The organism is Pelagerythrobacter sp. Soil_C_18 (assembly GCF_057657235.1).
Genome location: NZ_JBDGIU010000006.1, coordinates 153,059 through 170,242, shown reverse-complemented (window position 1 = coordinate 170,242; position 17,184 = coordinate 153,059). Strand labels below are relative to the sequence as shown.

Below are 17,184 nucleotides of genomic sequence, written 5' to 3'. Positions count from 1 at the left end.
CTAGATTTTCACCCCCAGCTTATGCGCCACGGTGAAGATGTCCTTGTCGCCCCGGCCGGAGACGTTGACGAGAATGATCTGGTCCTTGCCGTAGTCGTCCGCCAGCTTGGGCAGCGCGGCCAGCGCGTGGGCGCTTTCGAGGGCGGGGATGATGCCTTCGAGACGGCAGCAGAGCTGGAACGCCTCGAGCGCCTCGTCATCGCCGATCGGCAGGTATTTCACCCGCCCGCTTTCGTACAGCCAGGCGTGCTCCGGCCCGATGCCGGGATAGTCGAGGCCCGCGCTGATCGAGTGCGCCTCGGTGATCTGGCCGTCCTCGTCCTGGAGCAGGTAGGTCTTGTTGCCGTGGAGCACGCCCGGCGCGCCGCCGGTCAGGCTGGCGGCGTGCTGACCGCTGTCGATCCCGTGGCCTGCCGCCTCGACCCCGACCATCGCGACATCAGGATCGTCGAGGAACGGGTGAAACAGGCCGATCGCGTTCGACCCGCCGCCGACAGCCGCGACCAGCAGGTCGGGCAAGCGGCCGGTGCGGGCGAGCATCTGCGCGCGCGCCTCCTTGCCGATCACGCTCTGGAAGTCGCGCACCAGCTCGGGATACGGGTGCGGCCCCGCGGCGGTGCCGATGATGTAGAAGGTGTCTTCGACGTGGGCGACCCAGTGGCGCAGCGCCTCGTTCATCGCGTCCTTCAGGGTCGCGGCGCCGCTGTCCACCGGCACGACTTCCGCGCCGAGCAACTTCATCCGGAAGACATTCGGCTGCTGGCGGGCGACGTCGGTCGCACCCATGAAGATCGTGCAGGGCAGGCCGAACCGCGCGCAGACGGTGGCGGTGGCGACGCCGTGCTGGCCGGCCCCGGTCTCGGCGATGATCCTGGTCTTGCCCATGCGAATCGCGAGCAGGATCTGGCCGATGCAATTGTTTATCTTGTGCGCGCCGGTGTGGTTCAGTTCTTCCCGCTTGAACCACATTTGTGCGCCGCCGAGTGCCTCTGTGAGCCGTTCTGCGAAGTAGAGCGGGCTGGGGCGGCCGACGTAGTGTTCGAGCAGGTCGTCGAACTGCTGCTGGAAGGCCGCGTCCGCCTTGGCCGCCCGATATTCGCGCTCCAGTTCGAGCACGAGCGGCATCAGCGTTTCGGCCACGTAGCGCCCGCCGTAGGTGCCGAAATGGCCGCGCGAGTCCGGCATCTGGCGAAAGCTGTTCGCTTTCGCTGGGGGCTGGTTTCCGGATGAGTTGGGGTGCTCGGTCATTGCCCCTCGCGCTTGGCAGAGCCGTCTGAGCTTGTCCAGAATCCCGCGGCCGATTGCGCGCGGGCGTCCCGGACAGGCAAGGTGTTGCACCCGGGCAACACAGCGTTTTTCTTGCAGGGTAGATACTTTTCGGCACTGGAATCCGGAACACCAATCCCCAAATTCCGACATGCTGCACTACAGTGTGGCAAACATACCCCTAACCAACCAATAGATTCAAGTTCTACTTGAACGGAGAAAATAATAATGAATACCAAGTTCGCAGTTATCGCCTCTGCTTCTTTCCTTGCGCTGGCCGCAACTCCGGCGATGGCTGAGCCGTTTTCAGGCCCATACGTCGGGATCGAAGCTGGTCTCGACAGCTACGAAGTGCAGGCCGATGACGTGTTCGCCGATGGCGATCATTACGACGGCCTGAGTGGCAATGGCGTCGTGGGCGCCGTGTTCGCCGGCTACGACCTGCCGGTGAGCCCCAGCACGTTCGTCGGGATCGAGGCTAAGGCCGCGCTGAGCGCCGCGGAGATCACTGCCGACACCGGCACGGATGCGTTTTCTGCGAGCGCGAAGGAAACCTTCGGCGCGACCGCTCGTCTGGGCGCCATGCTCAACGACAGCACCGGCCTCTATGCGCGCGCCGGTTGGGAGAACACCCGGTTCAAGCTCGCCGCAGATGGCGTGAGCGAAAGCGATCGTGACGATGCGCTGGTTCTGGGCGCTGGCCTGGAAACCCGGTTCGGCGATGCGACCTCGTTCCGCGTCGAGTACACCTATGCCGACTACAGCGACTTCATCAAGAACAACTCCGTTCGCGCGGGCGTTGCATACCGCTTCTGATCGGCAGCGACGCGTGACAACCAGAGGGGCGGCCCATCGGCCGCCCCTTTTTTGTTGTGAGGCGCCCGTGGTGGCCGAGTACGACATTGGTCGAGAGCGAAACGATGTTACTCGAACCGGGAATGTCGTTCGTCGACGGTAAATGAAAGATACAGGATCGGCTCCCCAGATGCGGCCAATCGAACGGCCGGGATGGGCCCGGCCGGATCGTGGAGTTGAGAAAAACAATGAAAAAGTTCGCTTTGGCAACCCTGCCCGCCCTCGTGGGAATGGCCGTTATCGCATCGCCCGCGCAGGCCAACGAAGGCCGTGTGGAAGCGCGCGGCGGCATCGCCTGGGCCAATGGTCATGAAGAGGCCGTTGCAGGTGTGGCAGGCGGGTACGACTTCGACCTGGGCGAGACGACGTTCTTTGGTGTCGAAGGCTCGGCCGACAAGATCCTCGCGGACGGTGCGGACGTCGTCTGGGGCGCCACGGCACGCGTTGGCGCCAAGATGGGTGCGAACGGCAAACTCTATGCCGCCGGCGGCTACACCTTCGGCGAGGGCGAGGACACGCCGCACCTCGGCGCCGGCTATCAGCACCGCCTGGGCACCAATCTCTACGTGAAGGGCGAGTACCGCCACTTCTTCAGCGACTTCGTCGACGTGAACACGGCGGTGGTCGGCGTCGGCTTCAACTTCTGAAGCCTGCGAAAATTGCGAAGGGAGGGCGGCTCTGCGGGGCCGCCCTTTTTCTATGCGCCGCGTGCTGCCGCGCAGAAGGCCGAGATCAGCGCCGGATCCTTTACGCCCGGCGCGCTTTCCACGCCCGAGGACGTGTCGACCAGCGGCGCTTCGGTCGCTCGGATCGCCTCGGCGACATTGGCAGGCGCGAGACCGCCGGCGAGGCCCCACGGGAGTGGCCCGCGATAGGCGGTGAGCAACGACCAATCGAACCGCAGACCCATCCCACCGGGCAGCGCGGCACCTTTGGGGGTCTTGGCATCGAACAGGATCAGGTCCGCCGCATCACGGTAGGCGCCCGCGCGCGCGACGTCCCCCTGCGCGGCGACCGAAATCACCTTCCACACCGGCAGGCCGAAGCGCGCGCGGAGCTGAGCTGCGCGCTCGGGCGTCTCGTCGCCATGAAGCTGAATTGCGTCCAGAGCGCCCGCCGCCACCGCCTCGGCGAGCAGGGCATCATCGGGATCGACGAGCAGCCCGACCTTGCCGATCCGCCCATCCGCGCGGGCGGAGAGTTCGCGCGCCGCGCCAGCGGTGAGGTTGCGCGGGGAGGGGGCGAAGAACACGAAGCCGCAATGGTCGGCCCGCGCCGCAATCGCCGCGTCGAGCGCGTCGGGTGTGGATATCCCGCAGATCTTGATTTTGGGCATCGGCGGTCAGGCGTTCTGGACGAGGCGAAGGAGGGAACCGTCGTGATCGACGAGATAGGCGATGTGGAGCCCACTGTGCTCGCGCCGCGGGGCTTGTAATCTCGGGAAACCCACGGGGCCGGCGCTGATACCGGCCGCACGGCATGCCTCGACGAAGGCCGGCATGTCGTCGAGCCGAAGACAGCAGCCGAACGAGCTCTCGGCAGGGTCGAGACCGGGATAAGGGAAGAATTCGAGTTGCACCTCGCCCCGGTTGAGGATCATCCAGCCGCCGTCGCGCCAACTGCGCTCAAAGCCGAGCTCGGCATAGAAGGCTTCGGTCTTGTCGAAGTCGCGCGCGGGCAGGTTGGGGGTGGCGCGGTCCGCCACGCCTAGAGCGTCGCTTCGATCGCGACCGCGGCTGCCACGGGGTCCTCGGCGCGGCTGATCGGGCGGCCAACGACGAGGACGCTCGCGCCGTCGTCACGCGCCTGGCGCGGGGTGACGACGCGCTTCTGGTCGCCCCTCGCGTGATTGGCGCCATTGCCCGGCAGGCGCAGGCCGGGGACGACGAAAAACCCGTCCTTCCACTGCCGGTGAACCGCGCCAACCTCCTGCCCCGAGCAGACGATCCCGTCGAGGCCCGCCGCCTTGGCTAGCTCGGCGAGGCGCATGACCTGATCGTGGGCGCAGCCTTTCACGCCGGTGCGTTCGAGATCGCGGTCGTCCATGCTGGTGAGCATCGTCACCGCGACGACTTTCGTCCCGTTGCTGGCCGCGGCCTTGGCGTCCTCCATCATCGCGCGTCCGCCGCTGGCGTGGACGGTGACGATCGCCGGCTCGAGCACATGGATCGCCTGCATCGCGCCGGCGACGGTGTTGGGAATGTCGTGCAGCTTGAGGTCGAGGAAGATCGGCAGGCCGAGGTGCGCGATCTCGTGCACGCCGTGGTGCCCGTGCGCGCAGAAGAATTCGAGGCCCAGCTTCACGCCGCCGATATGCGCCTTGACCTTGCCGGCCAGTGCCTTGGCCGCGTCGAGCTGCGGCAGATCGAGGGCGAGGTAGACCGGGTTGCTCATGCGGGATCTTTGGGACGGTCGTCCGCGATGTCGGTCGTCACGGGCGCCGGTGCGGGTTCATGCACGGTCTCGGGCGGCGGGGGTGCCGCCGCCGTATTGGCGACCGCGGTGCGGTGCGCCATCTCGAGCGAACTGATCCGCCGGTTGAGCCGCCACTTCGAACCCTGGTGCAGCAGCCACATCGGCAGCAGGCCGAGCAGGAAGGACACGACGACCAGTGCCGGGATCTTGGTCTCGAGGACCAGACCCTGCCAGATCGTTATCTCGACCGGCCGCCAGTTGAAGGCGGAAAAGACCAGCAGCGCGGCCAGCAGCAGGACCCAGACGATTGTTCTCATCACTTGCATGCTCTGTCTCGCTCCCCGTTGAAGGCGGCCCGGATGCTAAACGCCTTGGCAACCCAAGGGAAGCCTGCCGCTGCGCCCGTCAGCCGAAGACCCGGGCGAAGATGCGGTCGACTTGTTTGAAGTGATAGTCGAGGTCGAATTTCTCTTCGAGATCGGCATGGCTGAGCGCCGCGGTCACTTCGTCATCGCCCTTGAGCAGGTCGAGCAGCGACAGCGCGCCGTCCGATTCCCAGACCTTCATCGCGTTGCGCTGCACGAGGCGGTAGGCGTCCTCGCGGCTGACGCCGGCCTGGGTGAGTGCGAGCAGCACGCGCTGCGAGTGGACGAGACCGCCCATCCGGTCGAGGTTCTTCTGCATCCGCTCCGGATAGACGAGCAGCTTGTCGATCACGCCGGTGAGGCGCGCGAGCGCGAAGTCGAGCGTGATCGTCGCATCCGGGCCGATGAAGCGTTCGACCGAGGAGTGGCTGATGTCCCGCTCATGCCACAGGGCGACGTTCTCGAGTGCGGGAAGAGCATAGGCGCGGATCATGCGGGCTTGGCCGGTGAGGTTCTCGGTCAGGATCGGGTTGCGCTTGTGCGGCATGGCCGAGCTGCCCTTCTGCCCGGGCGAGAAGTACTCCTCCGCCTCCAGCACTTCGGTCCGCTGGAGATGGCGGATCTCGACCGCGACGCGCTCGATCGAACCGGCAATCACCGCCAGCGTGGCGAAGAACATCGCGTGCCGGTCACGCGGGATCACTTGCGTGCTGATCGGCTCGACCGCGAGACCGAGGCGCTCGGCGACATGCTCCTCCACCCGTGGATCGACGTTGGCGAAGGTGCCGACCGCACCGCTGATGGCGCAGGTCGCGATCTCCTCGCGCGCGGCGATCAGCCGCTGGCGGCAGCGCGCGAACTCGGCATAGGCCTGCGCCAGCTTGAGGCCAAAGGTCACCGGTTCGGCATGGATGCCGTGGCTGCGGCCGATGGTGGGGGTGTACTTGTGCTCTTCCGCCCGACGCTTGATGGCTGCGAGCAACTGGTCGAGATCGGCCAGCAGGATGTCCGCGGCACGCGCGAGCTGAACGGCCAGCGTCGTGTCGAGCACGTCCGAGCTGGTCATGCCCTGGTGCATGAAGCGCGCTTCGTCTCCCACCTGTTCGGCGACCCAGGTGAGGAAGGCGATCACGTCGTGTTTGGTCACCGCCTCGATCGCGTCGATCGCGTCGACGTCGATCTTCGGGTCGGTCGCCCACCAGTCCCACAGCGCCTTCGCCGCGCTTTCGGGCACCACGCCAAGCTCGCCCAGCTTCTCGGTTGCATGCGCCTCGATCTCGAACCAGATGCGGTAACGCGCCTCGGGCTCCCAGATCGCGGTCATTTCGGGGCGGGCGTAGCGGGGGACCATTCTCGACTCCGGGTTGCTGGATGGCGCAGCCGCTAGGGGGCGGAAGCGGGGATAGCAAGGGGCAGCGCGATCTCGCAATCGAACCCCACCGCGTCGAGAAATTGCCGATCGTGGCTGACCAGCAGCAACGCGCCGTCATACGAGGCAAGTGCCTGCTCGAGCATCTCGACAGCATCGATATCGAGATGGTTGGTCGGCTCGTCGAGCACCAGAAGCTGCGGCGGCACCGGGCCGCCCGTCACCAGAGCGAGACCCGCGCGCAGCTTCTCGCCGCCGCTCAGCGTTGCCGCCGGGCGCAGGGCGTCGCGGTTTCGGAAGGCGAAGCGGGCGAGCACTTCGTGTGCTTCGCGCGCGGTCATCGCCGGATGGCGAGCACGCATATTGGTCACCAGGTCGAGTGCTGGGTCGAGCATGCCGACATGTTGGTCGAGCATCGCCAGCGCATCTTCGGCACGCGCGACCGTGCCGGTGCTAGGTTCTAGATCGCCGGTCGCAATTCGCAGCAGGCTGCTCTTGCCGCTGCCGTTTGCTCCGCTGACCACGACGCGCTCCGGCCCGGTGATCGAGAAGGACAACGGACCGAACAGACGCTCGTCACCGCGTTCGAGAGTCACCGCGTCGAACCGTAGCAGGCGGCGGTTCGCGGGGAGGCCGGCGGGCGGAACCTCGATGCGGATCGGGGTGACGATTTCCACCTGCAGGCGCGCCTCATCGACTGCGGCGCCGGCCTCTTCCAGCAGCCGTCCGGCGAGATGCTGGTCGCGTGCGCCGGTGTTCTCCGCCCGCTCGGCCATCGCGCCCAGAAGGATGCGGGGCATATCGCCCTTCGCCGCCTTGGCCCGCCCAGCTTTGTCGCGCCGCGCTTTCTTCTCTGCCTGGCGCTGGATGGTTCGAGTCTGCTGCTTGAGATCGCGCGCGGCGCGGTCGAGCTCACCCTGGGCGCGCTCGCGTTCGGCATCGCGCGACGCGGCGAAGCCGCTCCATCCGCCGCCGAACGAGAAGATGCCCACCGGCGAAAGCTGCACGATCCGGTCCATACCCTCGAGCAGCGACCGGTCGTGGCTGGCGACGAGAGCTCCGCCCGGCCACCCGGCGAGGAGTTCGCCGATCGCTTCACGCCCGTCGGCGTCGAGATTGTTAGTCGGCTCGTCCATCAGCAACACCTCGGGTTCGCCGAGCAACATTGCGGCCAAGCCGAGCCTCGTCCGCTCGCCGCCACTGAGCGATGCGACCGCGCGGTCCGGGACAATGCCTGAGAGCTTCACGCGGGCGAATGCGTCTGCCAGGCGTTGTTCGAGTGTCCAGTCGGCCAGACCCGCATCCTCGACCGAGCCTTCGCCCGCCTCGAGCTTGCGCAAGCGCGCAAGGTCCTTCGCGACGCCCAGCGCCTCGGCCACGCTGCCGTCGTCCGGCTGCACTTGTTGCAAGATGGCGATCCGCGCCGTCTTGGTGACGGTGCCGGCGGCCGGCTCGCGTTCGCCGGCAAGTATGGCCAGCAAGGTCGATTTTCCCGAGCCGTTGCGGCCGACCAGCCCGACCGTCTCGTGGTCGAGCGAAAGCGTCAGTTCGGAGAAGAGGGGAGCGCCGTCAGGCGCGGCTGCGGACAGGCGATCGATCGTAAGAAGGGCGGACATATGAATACTCGACTGGCTGGAAACGGGAGACGTGATCCAAAGCCGTGTCGTTCATTGTCGGGGTCCTTTGAGTGGAGAGAACCGAAATAGAGGCGGGCAGCATACAAAACAACCGCCGCTCTCCCCCTGCGGGCGAGGCAGCGCGCACGAGAGCTCGGCGATTGACTTACTCATAACTCACGGGTTATGAATTTGTGGATGGCAATGCCTGACCCCGATCCCCTTTTCCGAATGTTCGCCGACGCGAGCCGCCGGGCGATCTTTGAACGGCTGTGCCGCGAGGGTGAACTGACCGTGGGCGGCCTTACCCGCGGGTCGGGGATCTCGCAGCCGGCGATCTCCAAGCATCTCGGCGTGCTGAGGGAGGGCGGGCTGGTCGAAGGGCGGCGGGCGGGGCGCTCTACGTACTATCGCGCGCTGCCGGCGCGGCTGGCACCGCTCGACGACTGGACCGGGCAGATGCGGACGTTCTGGGAAGCGCGGTTCGATGATCTCGACGATCTGCTGGCGAGGATGGACAATTGACTGCTACCTTAAACGAAATCCGCACGCTCGTCGTAGAGCGCGAGTTCGCCCATCCGCCCGAGCGGCTCTGGCGCGCGCTGACGCAGAGCGATCTGCTCGCCGAATGGATCATGCCGAACGACTTCCGCGCCGAGGTGGGCGAGCGGTTCGAGATGGTAGCCGAATGGGGCAAAGTCGAAGGCGAGGTGCTGGCGATCGAGCCCCTGCGCTCCCTGAGCTACCGCTGGAACGGTCCCGGCCTTGAAAGCGTGGTGAACTGGACGCTCGATCCCACGCCCTCCGGCACGCGGCTGCGGATGGAGCAGACCGGCTTCCGGCCCGAGGAAAAGATGGCGTATCACGGCGCGCGGGCGGGCTGGCCGCGCTTCCTCAAATCACTCGAGAACCTGCTGGAAAGGATGGACTGATGAGCAACCGGATAAGGCAGTTGCATCGCTGGACTTCGATCGTCTTCACCCTGATCGTCGTGGGCATATTCGCCTTCCAGGCGTTCGCGATGCCGCCGGAATGGCTCTACTACACGCCGCTGCCGTTCCTGTTCTTCCTCATGCTGACGGGCATTTACATGTTCGTTCGCCATTACCGCAGGCCCGCCCGGTTATGACGGGCAAGCCCAAATTGCTGTCCGGCGGCAATCCGCAGATCCCGAAGGGGGAGGGCGATGCGCCGGTGCAGGCGTATATCGCCGCCATGCCCGGCTGGAAGCGCGCGGTCGGCGAGGCGCTGGACGCCGCAATCGTCAGCGCGGTTCCCGGTGTCGAGAAGGCGGTGAAGTGGAACAGTCCGTTCTACGGCAAAGAGCAGGGCCGCTGGTTCGCCTCGTTCCATTGCTTCGACCGCTACGTGAAGGTGACGTTCTTCCGCGGCAGCTCGCTCGAACCGCCGCCGCCCGAGAAGTCGAAGTATCCCGAGGTGCGCTACTACCACATTCACGAAGGCGAAATGCCGGGCGACCAGTTCACCGAGTGGGTGAAGCAGGCGGCGAAGCTGCCCGGCGAGAAGATGTAGCAGGAGGCGCGGTTTGGCGCAGGAAAACGAAGAGGGCGACTGGCGGCGCGCGAGGCTCGCGCAGGCACGCGAAGTCATCATGGGTGCCGATCCCGAGATCGTCGAGGAGGCCAAGTGGCGCAAGCCCTCCAACCCCGCCGGCGTGCCGACCTGGAGCCGCGAGGGCATCATCTGCACGGGCGAGACCTACAAGGACAAGGTCAAGCTGACGTTCGCACAGGGCGCCGCGCTGGACGACCCGGCGGGCCTGTTCAACGCCAGTCTCGACGGCAACGTGCGGCGCGCGATCGATATGTTCGAAAAGGACGCGATCGACGAGCCTGCCTTGCAGGCGCTCGTGCGCGAGGCGGTGGCGTTCAATCTCGCAAAAAAGAAGCGGTAAGGGGGCCCCGCTTGATTTGACACAGCGGTACCTGACGGGCACCTAGGCGGCCTTCATCGATCGCGAACAGAGGAACCAGCCGCCCGCACGGACTGGCAGCACGACACGCCCATGATGGACCTCCCGACCTACGAAGACTTGGGCCTCACCGGCCTCGCCCCTGCTGCGGAAGCGCTGATCGGGCTCGGCGTGCTGGTGGCAATCGCCTGGCTGGCCAATTTTATCGCCAAGAAGATCATCCTGCGCCTGCTGATGGCCCGGCTGTTGCCGAAGGACGGGCCGAATCCGGGCAAGGTCGTCGCATACCTCGCCAACATCGTTCCGGCGCTCATCGTCTCCCACGGCATAAGGCTCGTTCCGCACCTGCCCTACGCCGTCGAGGAGGTCGTCTCCAACGTCGCGGCCGCGCTGATCATTCTCGTGATCGCGATGGCGATCAGTGCGGGGCTCAGCTTCGTGAAGGATCTCTATGATCGGCGCCCCGATGCCGCGAACCGGCCGATCAAGGGCTACATCCAGGTGCTCAAGATCGTGGTGTACGCCGCCGCCGCGATCCTGATGGTCGCCGCGCTGATCGAGCAATCGCCGCTGCTGCTGCTATCCGGCCTCGGTGCGATGGCGGCGGTGTTGCTGCTGGTGTTCAAGGATACGATCCTCTCGCTGGTTGCTTCGGTCCAGCTCACGTCGAACGACATGCTGCGGGTGGGCGACTGGATCGAGATGCCCGAGCTCAACGCCGACGGCGACGTGATCGACATCGCACTGCACACGGTGAAGGTGCAGAATTTCGACAAGACGATCACGACCATTCCCACGCACCGGCTGATCTCGGACAGCTTCAAGAACTGGCGCGGAATGTCCGAATCGGGCGGCCGCCGGATCAAGCGCGCGATCAACATCGACCAGAACTCCATCCGCTTCCTCGACGAGGAGGAAAAGGCCGGGCTCCGCCGCTTCAAGCTGATCGAGGGCTACCTCGCCGACAAGGAGCGGGAGATCGGCGAATGGAACGCCGGGCTCGGGGAAGCCGGGCGGGAGCCGGTCAATGCCCGGCGGGCCACGAACATCGGGACCTTCCGCGCTTACGTCGTCGCATACTTGCGCGCGCACGCCAGGATCACGCCGGCAATGACGCTGCTCGTGCGCCAACTGGAACCTACCGCGCAGGGCCTGCCGCTCGAAGTGTACTGCTTCACCGATACCACGGCTTGGGGCGAGTACGAGACTATCCAGGCCGACATCTTCGATCATCTTCTGGCGATCATGCCCGAGTTCGGCCTCCGCATATTCCAGGAGCCGAGCGGACTGGATTTCCAGCGGGCGTTTTCCGAGTAGCGCGCTCGCCGCGGCGAGCGCGCTCTCAGATCAGCCCCTTGGCCTTCAGGCTGGTGTGCCCCTCGCGCCCGACAATGACATGATCGTGCACGACGATGCCGAGCAGCCGTCCGGCTTCGGCAATGCGTTGGGTGATCCGGATGTCGGCGCGGCTCGGTTCGGGATTGCCGCTCGGGTGGTTGTGAACCAGGATCATCGCGCTCGCGCCGACATCGAGCGCCTTCTTCACCACTTCGCGGGGATGGATCGCCGCTTCGTCGATCGAACCGTCGCCGACGTGGTGGTCGACGATCAACCGGTTGCGCGTGTCGAGATAGAGCACGCGAACACGCTCGACCGTGAGGTGCGCCATGTCGATCGTCAGGTAGTCGAGGAGCGCCTGCCAGCTTCCCAGCACCGGCTTCTGCGCGACTTGCCCGCGCGCCATGCGCCGCGCGGCAAGGGCGACGGCCTTGAGCGTGGCTGCGCCGGTCTCGCCCATGCCCTTGACCTGGCGCAGCGCGCCCGGCTCGGCGTTGAGCACCGCGGGCAGCGATCCGAAGCGGGCGAGCAGGGCCTTGGCGAGCGGCTTGGTGTCGCCGCGCGGGTTGGCGGCGAAGAGCAGGAATTCGAGCACTTCGTAATCCGCGAGCGCCTCCGCGCCGCCGGTCAGCAGCCGCTGCCGCAGCCGCGCGCGGTGGCCCGCGCCGGCGTGCGGAGCGGCACCCTCGTCCGGATTTTCACCCTCCTGCGGCAACTTTCCCCCCGGTCGTCGCGTTCGAGGATGCATTGCCTTTGCCGGGCGATGCGCGCAAGTGTGGCGGGATGGCGCTGGCCGAAGACGACAATGCTGACGAGGTCGAGGCCGAAGCGCCGCGCCGGCGCCCGATGAGGTGGCGCTGGCGGGTTTCGCTCGCGCTTCTCCTGCTGATCGGGGCCGTGCTCGCGGCTGCGTGGTTCTCGCGCGAGCGGATCGCGGGCGATGTCATCGCCGGAATGCTCGAGGACTACGATCTCGCCGCCGAGTACGAGATCGAGAGCATCGGACCCGAGCGGCAGGTGCTCCGCAACGTGGTGATCGGCGATCCGCTGCTGCCAGACCTGACGATCGAGCGCGTGACCGTGAACATGCGCTACGGCTTCGGGACGCCCACCATCGGCCGCGTCGTGCTCGAACGGCCGCGCCTGTTCGGCCGGCTGCGCGGCGGTGAACTCAGTTTCGGCAGTCTCGACCGCGTGCTGTTCCGCGACACCGGAGCGCCGCCGGGACTGCCCGATCTCGATCTGAAGCTCGTCGATGGCCGCGCGCTGTTGGAAACCGACTTCGGGCCGGTCGGCATCAAGGCCGAGGGAGCCGGCCAACTGAAAAGTGGCTTCGCGGGTATCATGGCGGCGACCGCACCCGAGCTTGCCGGCGGCGGCTGCGCTGCGCGCGATACGACCATCTACGGCCGGATCACGACGAGCGCCGGAAAGCCGCGCTTCGCGGGGCCGGCGCGGCTCGGCGCGCTGGCCTGCCCGGAAACCGGGTTGCGCCTGGCGAACGCATGGGTCGAGCTCGATGCAACCGCCGATGCCGATCTGAGCGGCTACGAAGGAACGGCCAAGCTGGCGAGCGGGCGAACCGCGCTGCCCAGCCTTGCGGCGGACGGAATCAACGGCACCGTCCGCGCGACCTGGCGGGACGACCGGCTGACCGCGCGCTATTCGCTGGTCGGGCGCGGGGTGGCGCATCCGCAGGCGCGGTTTGCCGTCCTCACGGCCAAGGGCCTCCTGCGCACGCGCGACTCCTTCGATCAGGCGGAGACAGATGCCGAGATCGAGGGCAACGGGCTGCGCATGGGCGATGGATTCGCCGGCCAGCTCGGCGGCCTGGCGCAGGCGGGGCGCGACACGCTGCTTGCGCCGCTGCTCGAACGTTTTGCCGGCGCTCTCCAGCGCGAGGCTCGCGGCAGCCGGCTCGCGGGCAACCTGCGGCTGCGCAAAGACGGCGAGGCCCTGTCGCTCGTCGTCCCCAGTGCGGCCCTGCGCGGCGGCAGCGGCGCGACGCTGCTGGCGCTTTCGCGGGTCCACTTCAGCAGCCCGGCGGGGGGCGCCGCGCGCCTGACCGGGAATTTCAGCACGGGCGGGGAAGGGCTACCGCAGATCGTGGGCCGGATGGAACGGCTGCCCGGGCGCGACGCCGTGCTGCGGCTGCGGATGGCGGAATATGCGGCCGGCGATTCGCGTCTGGCGATTCCGGAGCTCGTGCTGGCCCAGGGACCGGGCGGAGCGCTCGGCTTTTCGGGAAGCGCGGTCGCGACGGGCGCGCTCCCGGGCGGTTCGGCGCAAGATTTGGTCGTGCCGCTCGACGGCGCCTGGTCGAGCGCAGGCGGGCTGGCGCTGTGGCGCAGTTGCACCGAGTTCCGCTTCGACCGGCTCGAACTTGCCAATCTGGCGCTCGAACGCGGTCTGACGCTGTGCCCGCGTCGGGGCGCACCGATTCTCGCCTACGGAGACAGTGGGCTCCGCCTCGCGGCCGGCGCGCCTTCGCTCGATCTCGCCGGAGAGCTGGCGGGGACGCCGATCGCGCTCCGCACCGGAGCGGTCGGCTTCGCCTATCCCGGCAATCTCTCGGCGCGCGACGTCGTGATTGCGCTCGGCCCGGATCGGGAGGCGAACCGGTTCCGCGTGAGCGACATCCAGGCGACGCTCGGCAGCGAGATTGCCGGCACTTTCGCCGATGCCGACGTCGAGCTCTTTGCCGTTCCGCTCGACTTGCGGCAGACGGCGGGCAACTGGCGTTATGCCGGCGGGGTGTTCGCGATCGATCAGGGCAACTTCGTCCTCGAGGACCGCAGCGAGACGGACCGCTTCAATCCGCTGATGGCGCGCGGCGCGACCCTGACGTTGGAGAACAACGTCATCCGCGCCGATGCCCTTTTGCGCGAGCCGACCAGCGAGCGCGAAGTAACCGAGATTGCGATCGTCCACGATCTGGCCAGCGGCACGGGCCATGCGGACCTTGCGGTGAATGGCCTGCTGCTCGACGAATCGCTCCAGCCCGACATGCTGAGCCCGCTCGCGCTGGGCGTGATCGCCAATACACGCGGCACGGTGACGGGCACGGGGCGGATCGACTGGAACGCGCAAGGGGTGACGAGCTCGGGGCAGTTCTCCAGCGAAAGCCTCGACTTCGCTGCAGCATTCGGGCCGGTGCGCGGCGCATCGGGCACGATCGTCTTCAGCGATCTCATTAACCTTACCACCGCGCCGGGGCAGACGCTGCGCGTCGCCTCGGTCAATCCGGGCATCGAGGTGCTGGACGGCGAAGTCGAGTTCGCCTTGCGCGAGGGGCAGTTCCTCTCGGTCGTGGGCGGCACCTGGCCCTTCATGGGCGGCACGCTGACGCTGCGGCCGGTCGACCTCAACCTAGGGGCGAGCGAGCAGCGATCCTACATTTTCGAGATCACCGGACTGGACGCGGCGACCTTCATCCAGCAGCTCGAACTCGGCAATATCAACGCCACCGGCACGTTCGACGGCGAGGTGCCGATCGTGTTCGACGAGCAGGGCAACGGCAGGATCGAAGGCGGCCGCCTGATCTCGCGCGCGCCGGGCGGCAACCTGTCCTATGTCGGTGAGCTGACTTACGAAGACCTGTCGCCGATCGCCAACTTCGCCTTCGATGCGCTGCGCTCGCTAGACTATCGCCGGATGACGATCGACATGAACGGCAGCCTCTCCGGCGAAATCATCACCGAAGTGCGCTTCGAAGGAGTGAGTCAGGGCGAGGGCACGAGCGAGAACTTCATCACCCGCCAGATCGCCGGGTTGCCGCTCGAGTTCAGAGTCAATATTCGCGCGGCCTTCGCGCAGCTCCTCACCAATCTGCGCTCGCTCTACGATCCCGCCTTCGTGCGCGATCCGCGCGAGCTGGGCCTGCTCTCCGACGACGGCACGCGCCTGCAGCGCCAGGTTCGTCCGCCGCCGGAAGTGATCAGGCCCGAAGACCTGATTCCAGACGAACCGCCCGTTCAGACCCACGAAAGCGAGACCATGCCATGACGTCAGCCGAATTGACTGCCCGCCGCGCGGCTGCGAGAACCCTGCCCATGCAGGGGAATGCGACAGCGCCGAAGCGGGCGATCCGTTCGCTGCCGCTGGTGATGGCGGGTTTGGTGACGCTGGCAGGGTGCATTTCCGTGGAAGCGCCCGACAAGCCGATCGTTATCGAACTCAACATCAACATCCGGCAGGAAGTGATTTACCGGCTCGCGGAAGACGCGGGCAACACGATCGAAGAGAACGCAGAAATCTTCTGATGGAGAGCGTTGTGAAGGGCTTTGGCATGAACAGGAAATTCGTTCGCAAGATGGCGCTTGCCGCCGCCGGCTTCGCGCTTGCTGCGGGCGGGCTCGCAGGGACCGCCTATGCCCAGCGCGACCCGGCCTACGAGGCTGCGCGCGAGAGCGGCAAGGTGGGCGAGAAGATGGACGGCTATCTGGGCATCGTCACCGCCTCGACGCCCGAGCTGCAGCGCATGGTCAACGACATCAACATCAAGCGGCGCGCGGTCTATGCCCAGAAGGCGCAAACCGCCAACGCTACGCTCGAGGAATATGCGCTGACCGCCGGCTGTATCGCGATTGCCCGGACCAAGCCGGGCGAAAAGTACCAGGCGCCGGACGGTTCGTGGCAGACGCGTACCAGTGCGCCGCCGCAGCGCGACAGCCGCTGCCCGGCCTAGCGTGCGAACCGGGGCGGCGAAAACTTCTCCCGCAATGCAGCAACCCGCCGATTGACTCGATCATAGGCGCCGCCTAAGGGGGCGGCGCCCTCGGCGGGCAGTAGTTGCCCGTGCCTCGCCTTCCCGTTCAAGGAGCATGGCATGAGCGACGACAAGCCCGCACGAGAACCTATCGCCGAGGATGCGCGGATCGATGCGCTCGAGGAGCGGCTCAAGGCCGCACGCGAGCGAGAAGACGAGCGCAACCGGCCGCAGGCGACCGGGGCCGATGCGAACTATCGCAGCGGCAACCGGGTGCTCGCGGATCTGCTCGGCGGTATTCTCGGCGGTCTCGTGCTCGGTTGGTTGGTCGATACCTTCGCCGACACGTCGCCCTGGGGTCTGATGGTCGGCCTGTTCCTCGGAATAGTGGTGGCCTTCAGGAACATTTTCAGGATGGCGAACACGCGCTCCGACGACTCCTCTCCCGAGGGGTAGCCGCGAGCGCGGATGTTCATGAGGTAGGGACTTAGACAGCCGTGGCAGCCGAACCGGCCAAGGTCGACCCGATGTACCAGTTCACGATCGAGCCGCTGTTCGGCTCGGCGAACTGGGAGATTGCGGGCTTCAACATCGCCTTCACCAACAGCGCGATGTGGATGCTCATCACCACCGTGGTGCTGGGCGTCTTCGTGTGGGGCGGGATGAAGCGCGAGCTCGTCCCCGGCCGCTGGCAGATGGCGGTCGAGACCTTCACCGGCTTCGTCGAGAACATGCTGGAAGCGAACGTGGGCCAGGCGGGGCGCAAGTACGTGCCTTACGTGTTCTCGCTGTTCATGTTCATCCTCTTCGCCAATATCCTCGGCCTGCTGCCGCTCGGCATCGTCGGGCTTCACCCGTTCACCTTCACCAGCCATTTCACGATCACCGGCGTGCTCGCCGCGATCAGCTTCTCGATCGTGCTGATCGTTGGCTTCTGGAAGCATGGCTTCCACTTCTTCAGCCTGTTCGTGCCGCACGGCACGCCGCTGCCTATGATCCCGGCAATCTTCTTGATCGAGCTGGTCAGCTTCGCCGTGCGCCCCTTCAGCCTCGCGCTGCGACTGTTCGTCGCGATGATGGCCGGCCACGTTCTGCTCGAAGTGCTGTCGAGCTTCGTGATCGACGGCACCAACGCCGGCGCGCACTTCGGCCTGCTGGTCGGTCTTCCCAGCTTCCTGCTTATGATCGGCATCTGCGCGCTGGAGATCCTGGTCGCGGGCATCCAGGCCTACGTTTTCGCTCTTCTGACGTCGCTCTATATCAACGACGCGGAAAACCTTCACTGAGCTTTACCAACCCGAATTAACGAATTCGATCCA

General features: G+C 66.4%; 21 protein-coding genes. 13 read left to right on the top strand and 8 right to left on the bottom strand.

The features are described from left to right. On the bottom strand, positions 1-1,248 hold the full coding sequence (trpB, locus tag AC3A5N_RS13580) for a tryptophan synthase subunit beta (RefSeq protein ID WP_487737852.1): 1,248 nt from the start codon (positions 1,246-1,248) through the stop codon (positions 1-3). A 246-nt stretch (positions 1,249-1,494) separates the two neighbouring features. Here trpB and AC3A5N_RS13575 point away from each other — a divergent pair, with 246 nt between their 5' ends. Together AC3A5N_RS13575 and AC3A5N_RS13570 are read left to right on the top strand one after the other, a co-directional pair. Beyond that, the gene (locus AC3A5N_RS13575) at positions 1,495-2,082 is read left to right on the top strand and encodes a porin family protein (RefSeq protein WP_487737851.1); all 588 of its coding nucleotides are present in this window, start codon (positions 1,495-1,497) and stop codon (positions 2,080-2,082) included. A gap of 227 nt (positions 2,083-2,309) precedes the next feature. Next, positions 2,310-2,768, top strand: a complete 459-nt coding sequence (locus AC3A5N_RS13570) for an outer membrane protein (RefSeq protein ID WP_487737850.1) — start codon at positions 2,310-2,312, stop codon at positions 2,766-2,768. A gap of 50 nt (positions 2,769-2,818) precedes the next feature. On the opposite strand, the gene AC3A5N_RS13565 is transcribed toward AC3A5N_RS13570, so the two are convergent. From AC3A5N_RS13565 to AC3A5N_RS13540, 6 genes are all read right to left on the bottom strand, one after another. Then, positions 2,819-3,457: a phosphoribosylanthranilate isomerase gene (locus AC3A5N_RS13565; RefSeq protein ID WP_487737849.1), complete on the bottom strand. Its 639-nt coding sequence runs from the start codon at positions 3,455-3,457 to the stop codon at positions 2,819-2,821. A gap of 6 nt (positions 3,458-3,463) precedes the next feature. Continuing rightward, on the bottom strand, positions 3,464-3,826 hold the full coding sequence (locus AC3A5N_RS13560) for a bleomycin resistance protein (RefSeq protein WP_487737848.1): 363 nt from the start codon (positions 3,824-3,826) through the stop codon (positions 3,464-3,466). A gap of 2 nt (positions 3,827-3,828) precedes the next feature. Further along, positions 3,829-4,515 carry an orotidine-5'-phosphate decarboxylase gene (gene pyrF, locus AC3A5N_RS13555; RefSeq protein WP_487737847.1) on the bottom strand — a complete coding sequence of 229 codons (687 nt, stop codon included), beginning with the start codon at positions 4,513-4,515 and terminating at the stop codon, positions 3,829-3,831. Further along, entirely contained in the window at positions 4,512-4,862 is a 351-nt protein-coding gene (locus tag AC3A5N_RS13550) for a DUF1049 domain-containing protein (RefSeq protein WP_487737846.1), read from the bottom strand. Before AC3A5N_RS13550 ends, pyrF begins: the two co-directional genes overlap by 4 nt. A 79-nt stretch (positions 4,863-4,941) precedes the next feature. Beyond that, a complete protein-coding gene (gene purB, locus AC3A5N_RS13545; RefSeq protein ID WP_487737845.1) occupies positions 4,942-6,252 on the bottom strand; it encodes an adenylosuccinate lyase in 1,311 nt (436 codons plus the stop codon). Between the two features lie 32 nt (positions 6,253-6,284). Then, positions 6,285-7,886 carry an ABC-F family ATP-binding cassette domain-containing protein gene (locus tag AC3A5N_RS13540; RefSeq protein ID WP_487737844.1) on the bottom strand — a complete coding sequence of 534 codons (1,602 nt, stop codon included), beginning with the start codon at positions 7,884-7,886 and terminating at the stop codon, positions 6,285-6,287. Between the two features lie 198 nt (positions 7,887-8,084). Here AC3A5N_RS13540 and AC3A5N_RS13535 point away from each other — a divergent pair, with 198 nt between their 5' ends. The 6 genes from AC3A5N_RS13535 (at position 8,085) to AC3A5N_RS13510 (ending at position 11,136) form a co-directional block, all read left to right on the top strand. Beyond that, a complete protein-coding gene (locus AC3A5N_RS13535) occupies positions 8,085-8,411 on the top strand; it encodes an ArsR/SmtB family transcription factor (protein ID WP_487737843.1) in 327 nt (108 codons plus the stop codon). After that, on the top strand, positions 8,408-8,818 hold the full coding sequence (locus AC3A5N_RS13530; protein ID WP_487737842.1) for an SRPBCC family protein: 411 nt from the start codon (positions 8,408-8,410) through the stop codon (positions 8,816-8,818). Before AC3A5N_RS13535 ends, AC3A5N_RS13530 begins: the two co-directional genes overlap by 4 nt. Next, complete coding sequence (locus tag AC3A5N_RS13525) at positions 8,818-9,015, top strand: hypothetical protein (RefSeq protein ID WP_487737841.1); 198 nt, start codon at positions 8,818-8,820, stop codon at positions 9,013-9,015. Before AC3A5N_RS13530 ends, AC3A5N_RS13525 begins: the two co-directional genes overlap by 1 nt. Beyond that, entirely contained in the window at positions 9,012-9,419 is a 408-nt protein-coding gene (locus AC3A5N_RS13520; RefSeq protein ID WP_487737840.1) for a DUF1801 domain-containing protein, read from the top strand. Before AC3A5N_RS13525 ends, AC3A5N_RS13520 begins: the two co-directional genes overlap by 4 nt. A gap of 13 nt (positions 9,420-9,432) precedes the next feature. Continuing rightward, the gene (locus AC3A5N_RS13515; protein WP_487737839.1) at positions 9,433-9,801 is read left to right on the top strand and encodes a DUF1801 domain-containing protein; all 369 of its coding nucleotides are present in this window, start codon (positions 9,433-9,435) and stop codon (positions 9,799-9,801) included. Between the two features lie 111 nt (positions 9,802-9,912). Beyond that, a complete protein-coding gene (locus AC3A5N_RS13510; protein WP_487737838.1) occupies positions 9,913-11,136 on the top strand; it encodes a mechanosensitive ion channel family protein in 1,224 nt (407 codons plus the stop codon). Positions 11,137-11,161: 25 nt separating this feature from the next. Here AC3A5N_RS13510 and radC read toward each other — a convergent pair whose 3' ends face one another. Then, entirely contained in the window at positions 11,162-11,905 is a 744-nt protein-coding gene (gene radC / locus AC3A5N_RS13505; protein WP_487737837.1) for a RadC family protein, read from the bottom strand. A gap of 35 nt (positions 11,906-11,940) precedes the next feature. Here radC and AC3A5N_RS13500 point away from each other — a divergent pair, with 35 nt between their 5' ends. From AC3A5N_RS13500 to AC3A5N_RS13480, 5 genes are all read left to right on the top strand, one after another. Continuing rightward, the gene (locus AC3A5N_RS13500; protein ID WP_487737836.1) at positions 11,941-15,162 is read left to right on the top strand and encodes an intermembrane phospholipid transport YdbH family protein; all 3,222 of its coding nucleotides are present in this window, start codon (positions 11,941-11,943) and stop codon (positions 15,160-15,162) included. A 47-nt stretch (positions 15,163-15,209) separates the two neighbouring features. Next, positions 15,210-15,419 carry a YnbE family lipoprotein gene (locus tag AC3A5N_RS13495; protein ID WP_487737835.1) on the top strand — a complete coding sequence of 70 codons (210 nt, stop codon included), beginning with the start codon at positions 15,210-15,212 and terminating at the stop codon, positions 15,417-15,419. 26 nt (positions 15,420-15,445) lie between these two features. After that, entirely contained in the window at positions 15,446-15,844 is a 399-nt protein-coding gene (locus tag AC3A5N_RS13490) for a YdbL family probable chaperone protein (RefSeq protein WP_487737834.1), read from the top strand. Positions 15,845-15,985: 141 nt separating this feature from the next. Beyond that, complete coding sequence (locus AC3A5N_RS13485; RefSeq protein WP_487737833.1) at positions 15,986-16,321, top strand: AtpZ/AtpI family protein; 336 nt, start codon at positions 15,986-15,988, stop codon at positions 16,319-16,321. A gap of 71 nt (positions 16,322-16,392) precedes the next feature. Beyond that, the gene (locus tag AC3A5N_RS13480) at positions 16,393-17,151 is read left to right on the top strand and encodes a F0F1 ATP synthase subunit A (protein WP_487737920.1); all 759 of its coding nucleotides are present in this window, start codon (positions 16,393-16,395) and stop codon (positions 17,149-17,151) included. Positions 17,152-17,184 lie beyond the last annotated feature (33 nt).

Coding starts and splice junctions, on each gene's coding strand:
- purB (WP_487737845.1), bottom strand. CDS start 6,252: ATGGTCCCCCGCTACGCCCGCCCCGAAATGACCGCGATCTGGGAGCCC.
- AC3A5N_RS13510 (WP_487737838.1), top strand. CDS start 9,913: ATGATGGACCTCCCGACCTACGAAGACTTGGGCCTCACCGGCCTCGCC.
- AC3A5N_RS13500 (WP_487737836.1), top strand. CDS start 11,941: ATGGCGCTGGCCGAAGACGACAATGCTGACGAGGTCGAGGCCGAAGCG.
- AC3A5N_RS13490 (WP_487737834.1), top strand. CDS start 15,446: ATGAACAGGAAATTCGTTCGCAAGATGGCGCTTGCCGCCGCCGGCTTC.
- AC3A5N_RS13525 (WP_487737841.1), top strand. CDS start 8,818: ATGAGCAACCGGATAAGGCAGTTGCATCGCTGGACTTCGATCGTCTTC.
- AC3A5N_RS13570 (WP_487737850.1), top strand. CDS start 2,310: ATGAAAAAGTTCGCTTTGGCAACCCTGCCCGCCCTCGTGGGAATGGCC.
- AC3A5N_RS13480 (WP_487737920.1), top strand. CDS start 16,393: ATGTACCAGTTCACGATCGAGCCGCTGTTCGGCTCGGCGAACTGGGAG.
- trpB (WP_487737852.1), bottom strand. CDS start 1,248: ATGACCGAGCACCCCAACTCATCCGGAAACCAGCCCCCAGCGAAAGCG.
- AC3A5N_RS13565 (WP_487737849.1), bottom strand. CDS start 3,457: ATGCCCAAAATCAAGATCTGCGGGATATCCACACCCGACGCGCTCGAC.
- AC3A5N_RS13520 (WP_487737840.1), top strand. CDS start 9,012: ATGACGGGCAAGCCCAAATTGCTGTCCGGCGGCAATCCGCAGATCCCG.
- AC3A5N_RS13495 (WP_487737835.1), top strand. CDS start 15,210: ATGCAGGGGAATGCGACAGCGCCGAAGCGGGCGATCCGTTCGCTGCCG.
- radC (WP_487737837.1), bottom strand. CDS start 11,905: ATGCATCCTCGAACGCGACGACCGGGGGGAAAGTTGCCGCAGGAGGGT.
- pyrF (WP_487737847.1), bottom strand. CDS start 4,515: ATGAGCAACCCGGTCTACCTCGCCCTCGATCTGCCGCAGCTCGACGCG.
- AC3A5N_RS13540 (WP_487737844.1), bottom strand. CDS start 7,886: ATGTCCGCCCTTCTTACGATCGATCGCCTGTCCGCAGCCGCGCCTGAC.
- AC3A5N_RS13485 (WP_487737833.1), top strand. CDS start 15,986: ATGAGCGACGACAAGCCCGCACGAGAACCTATCGCCGAGGATGCGCGG.
- AC3A5N_RS13575 (WP_487737851.1), top strand. CDS start 1,495: ATGAATACCAAGTTCGCAGTTATCGCCTCTGCTTCTTTCCTTGCGCTG.
- AC3A5N_RS13535 (WP_487737843.1), top strand. CDS start 8,085: ATGGCAATGCCTGACCCCGATCCCCTTTTCCGAATGTTCGCCGACGCG.
- AC3A5N_RS13550 (WP_487737846.1), bottom strand. CDS start 4,862: ATGCAAGTGATGAGAACAATCGTCTGGGTCCTGCTGCTGGCCGCGCTG.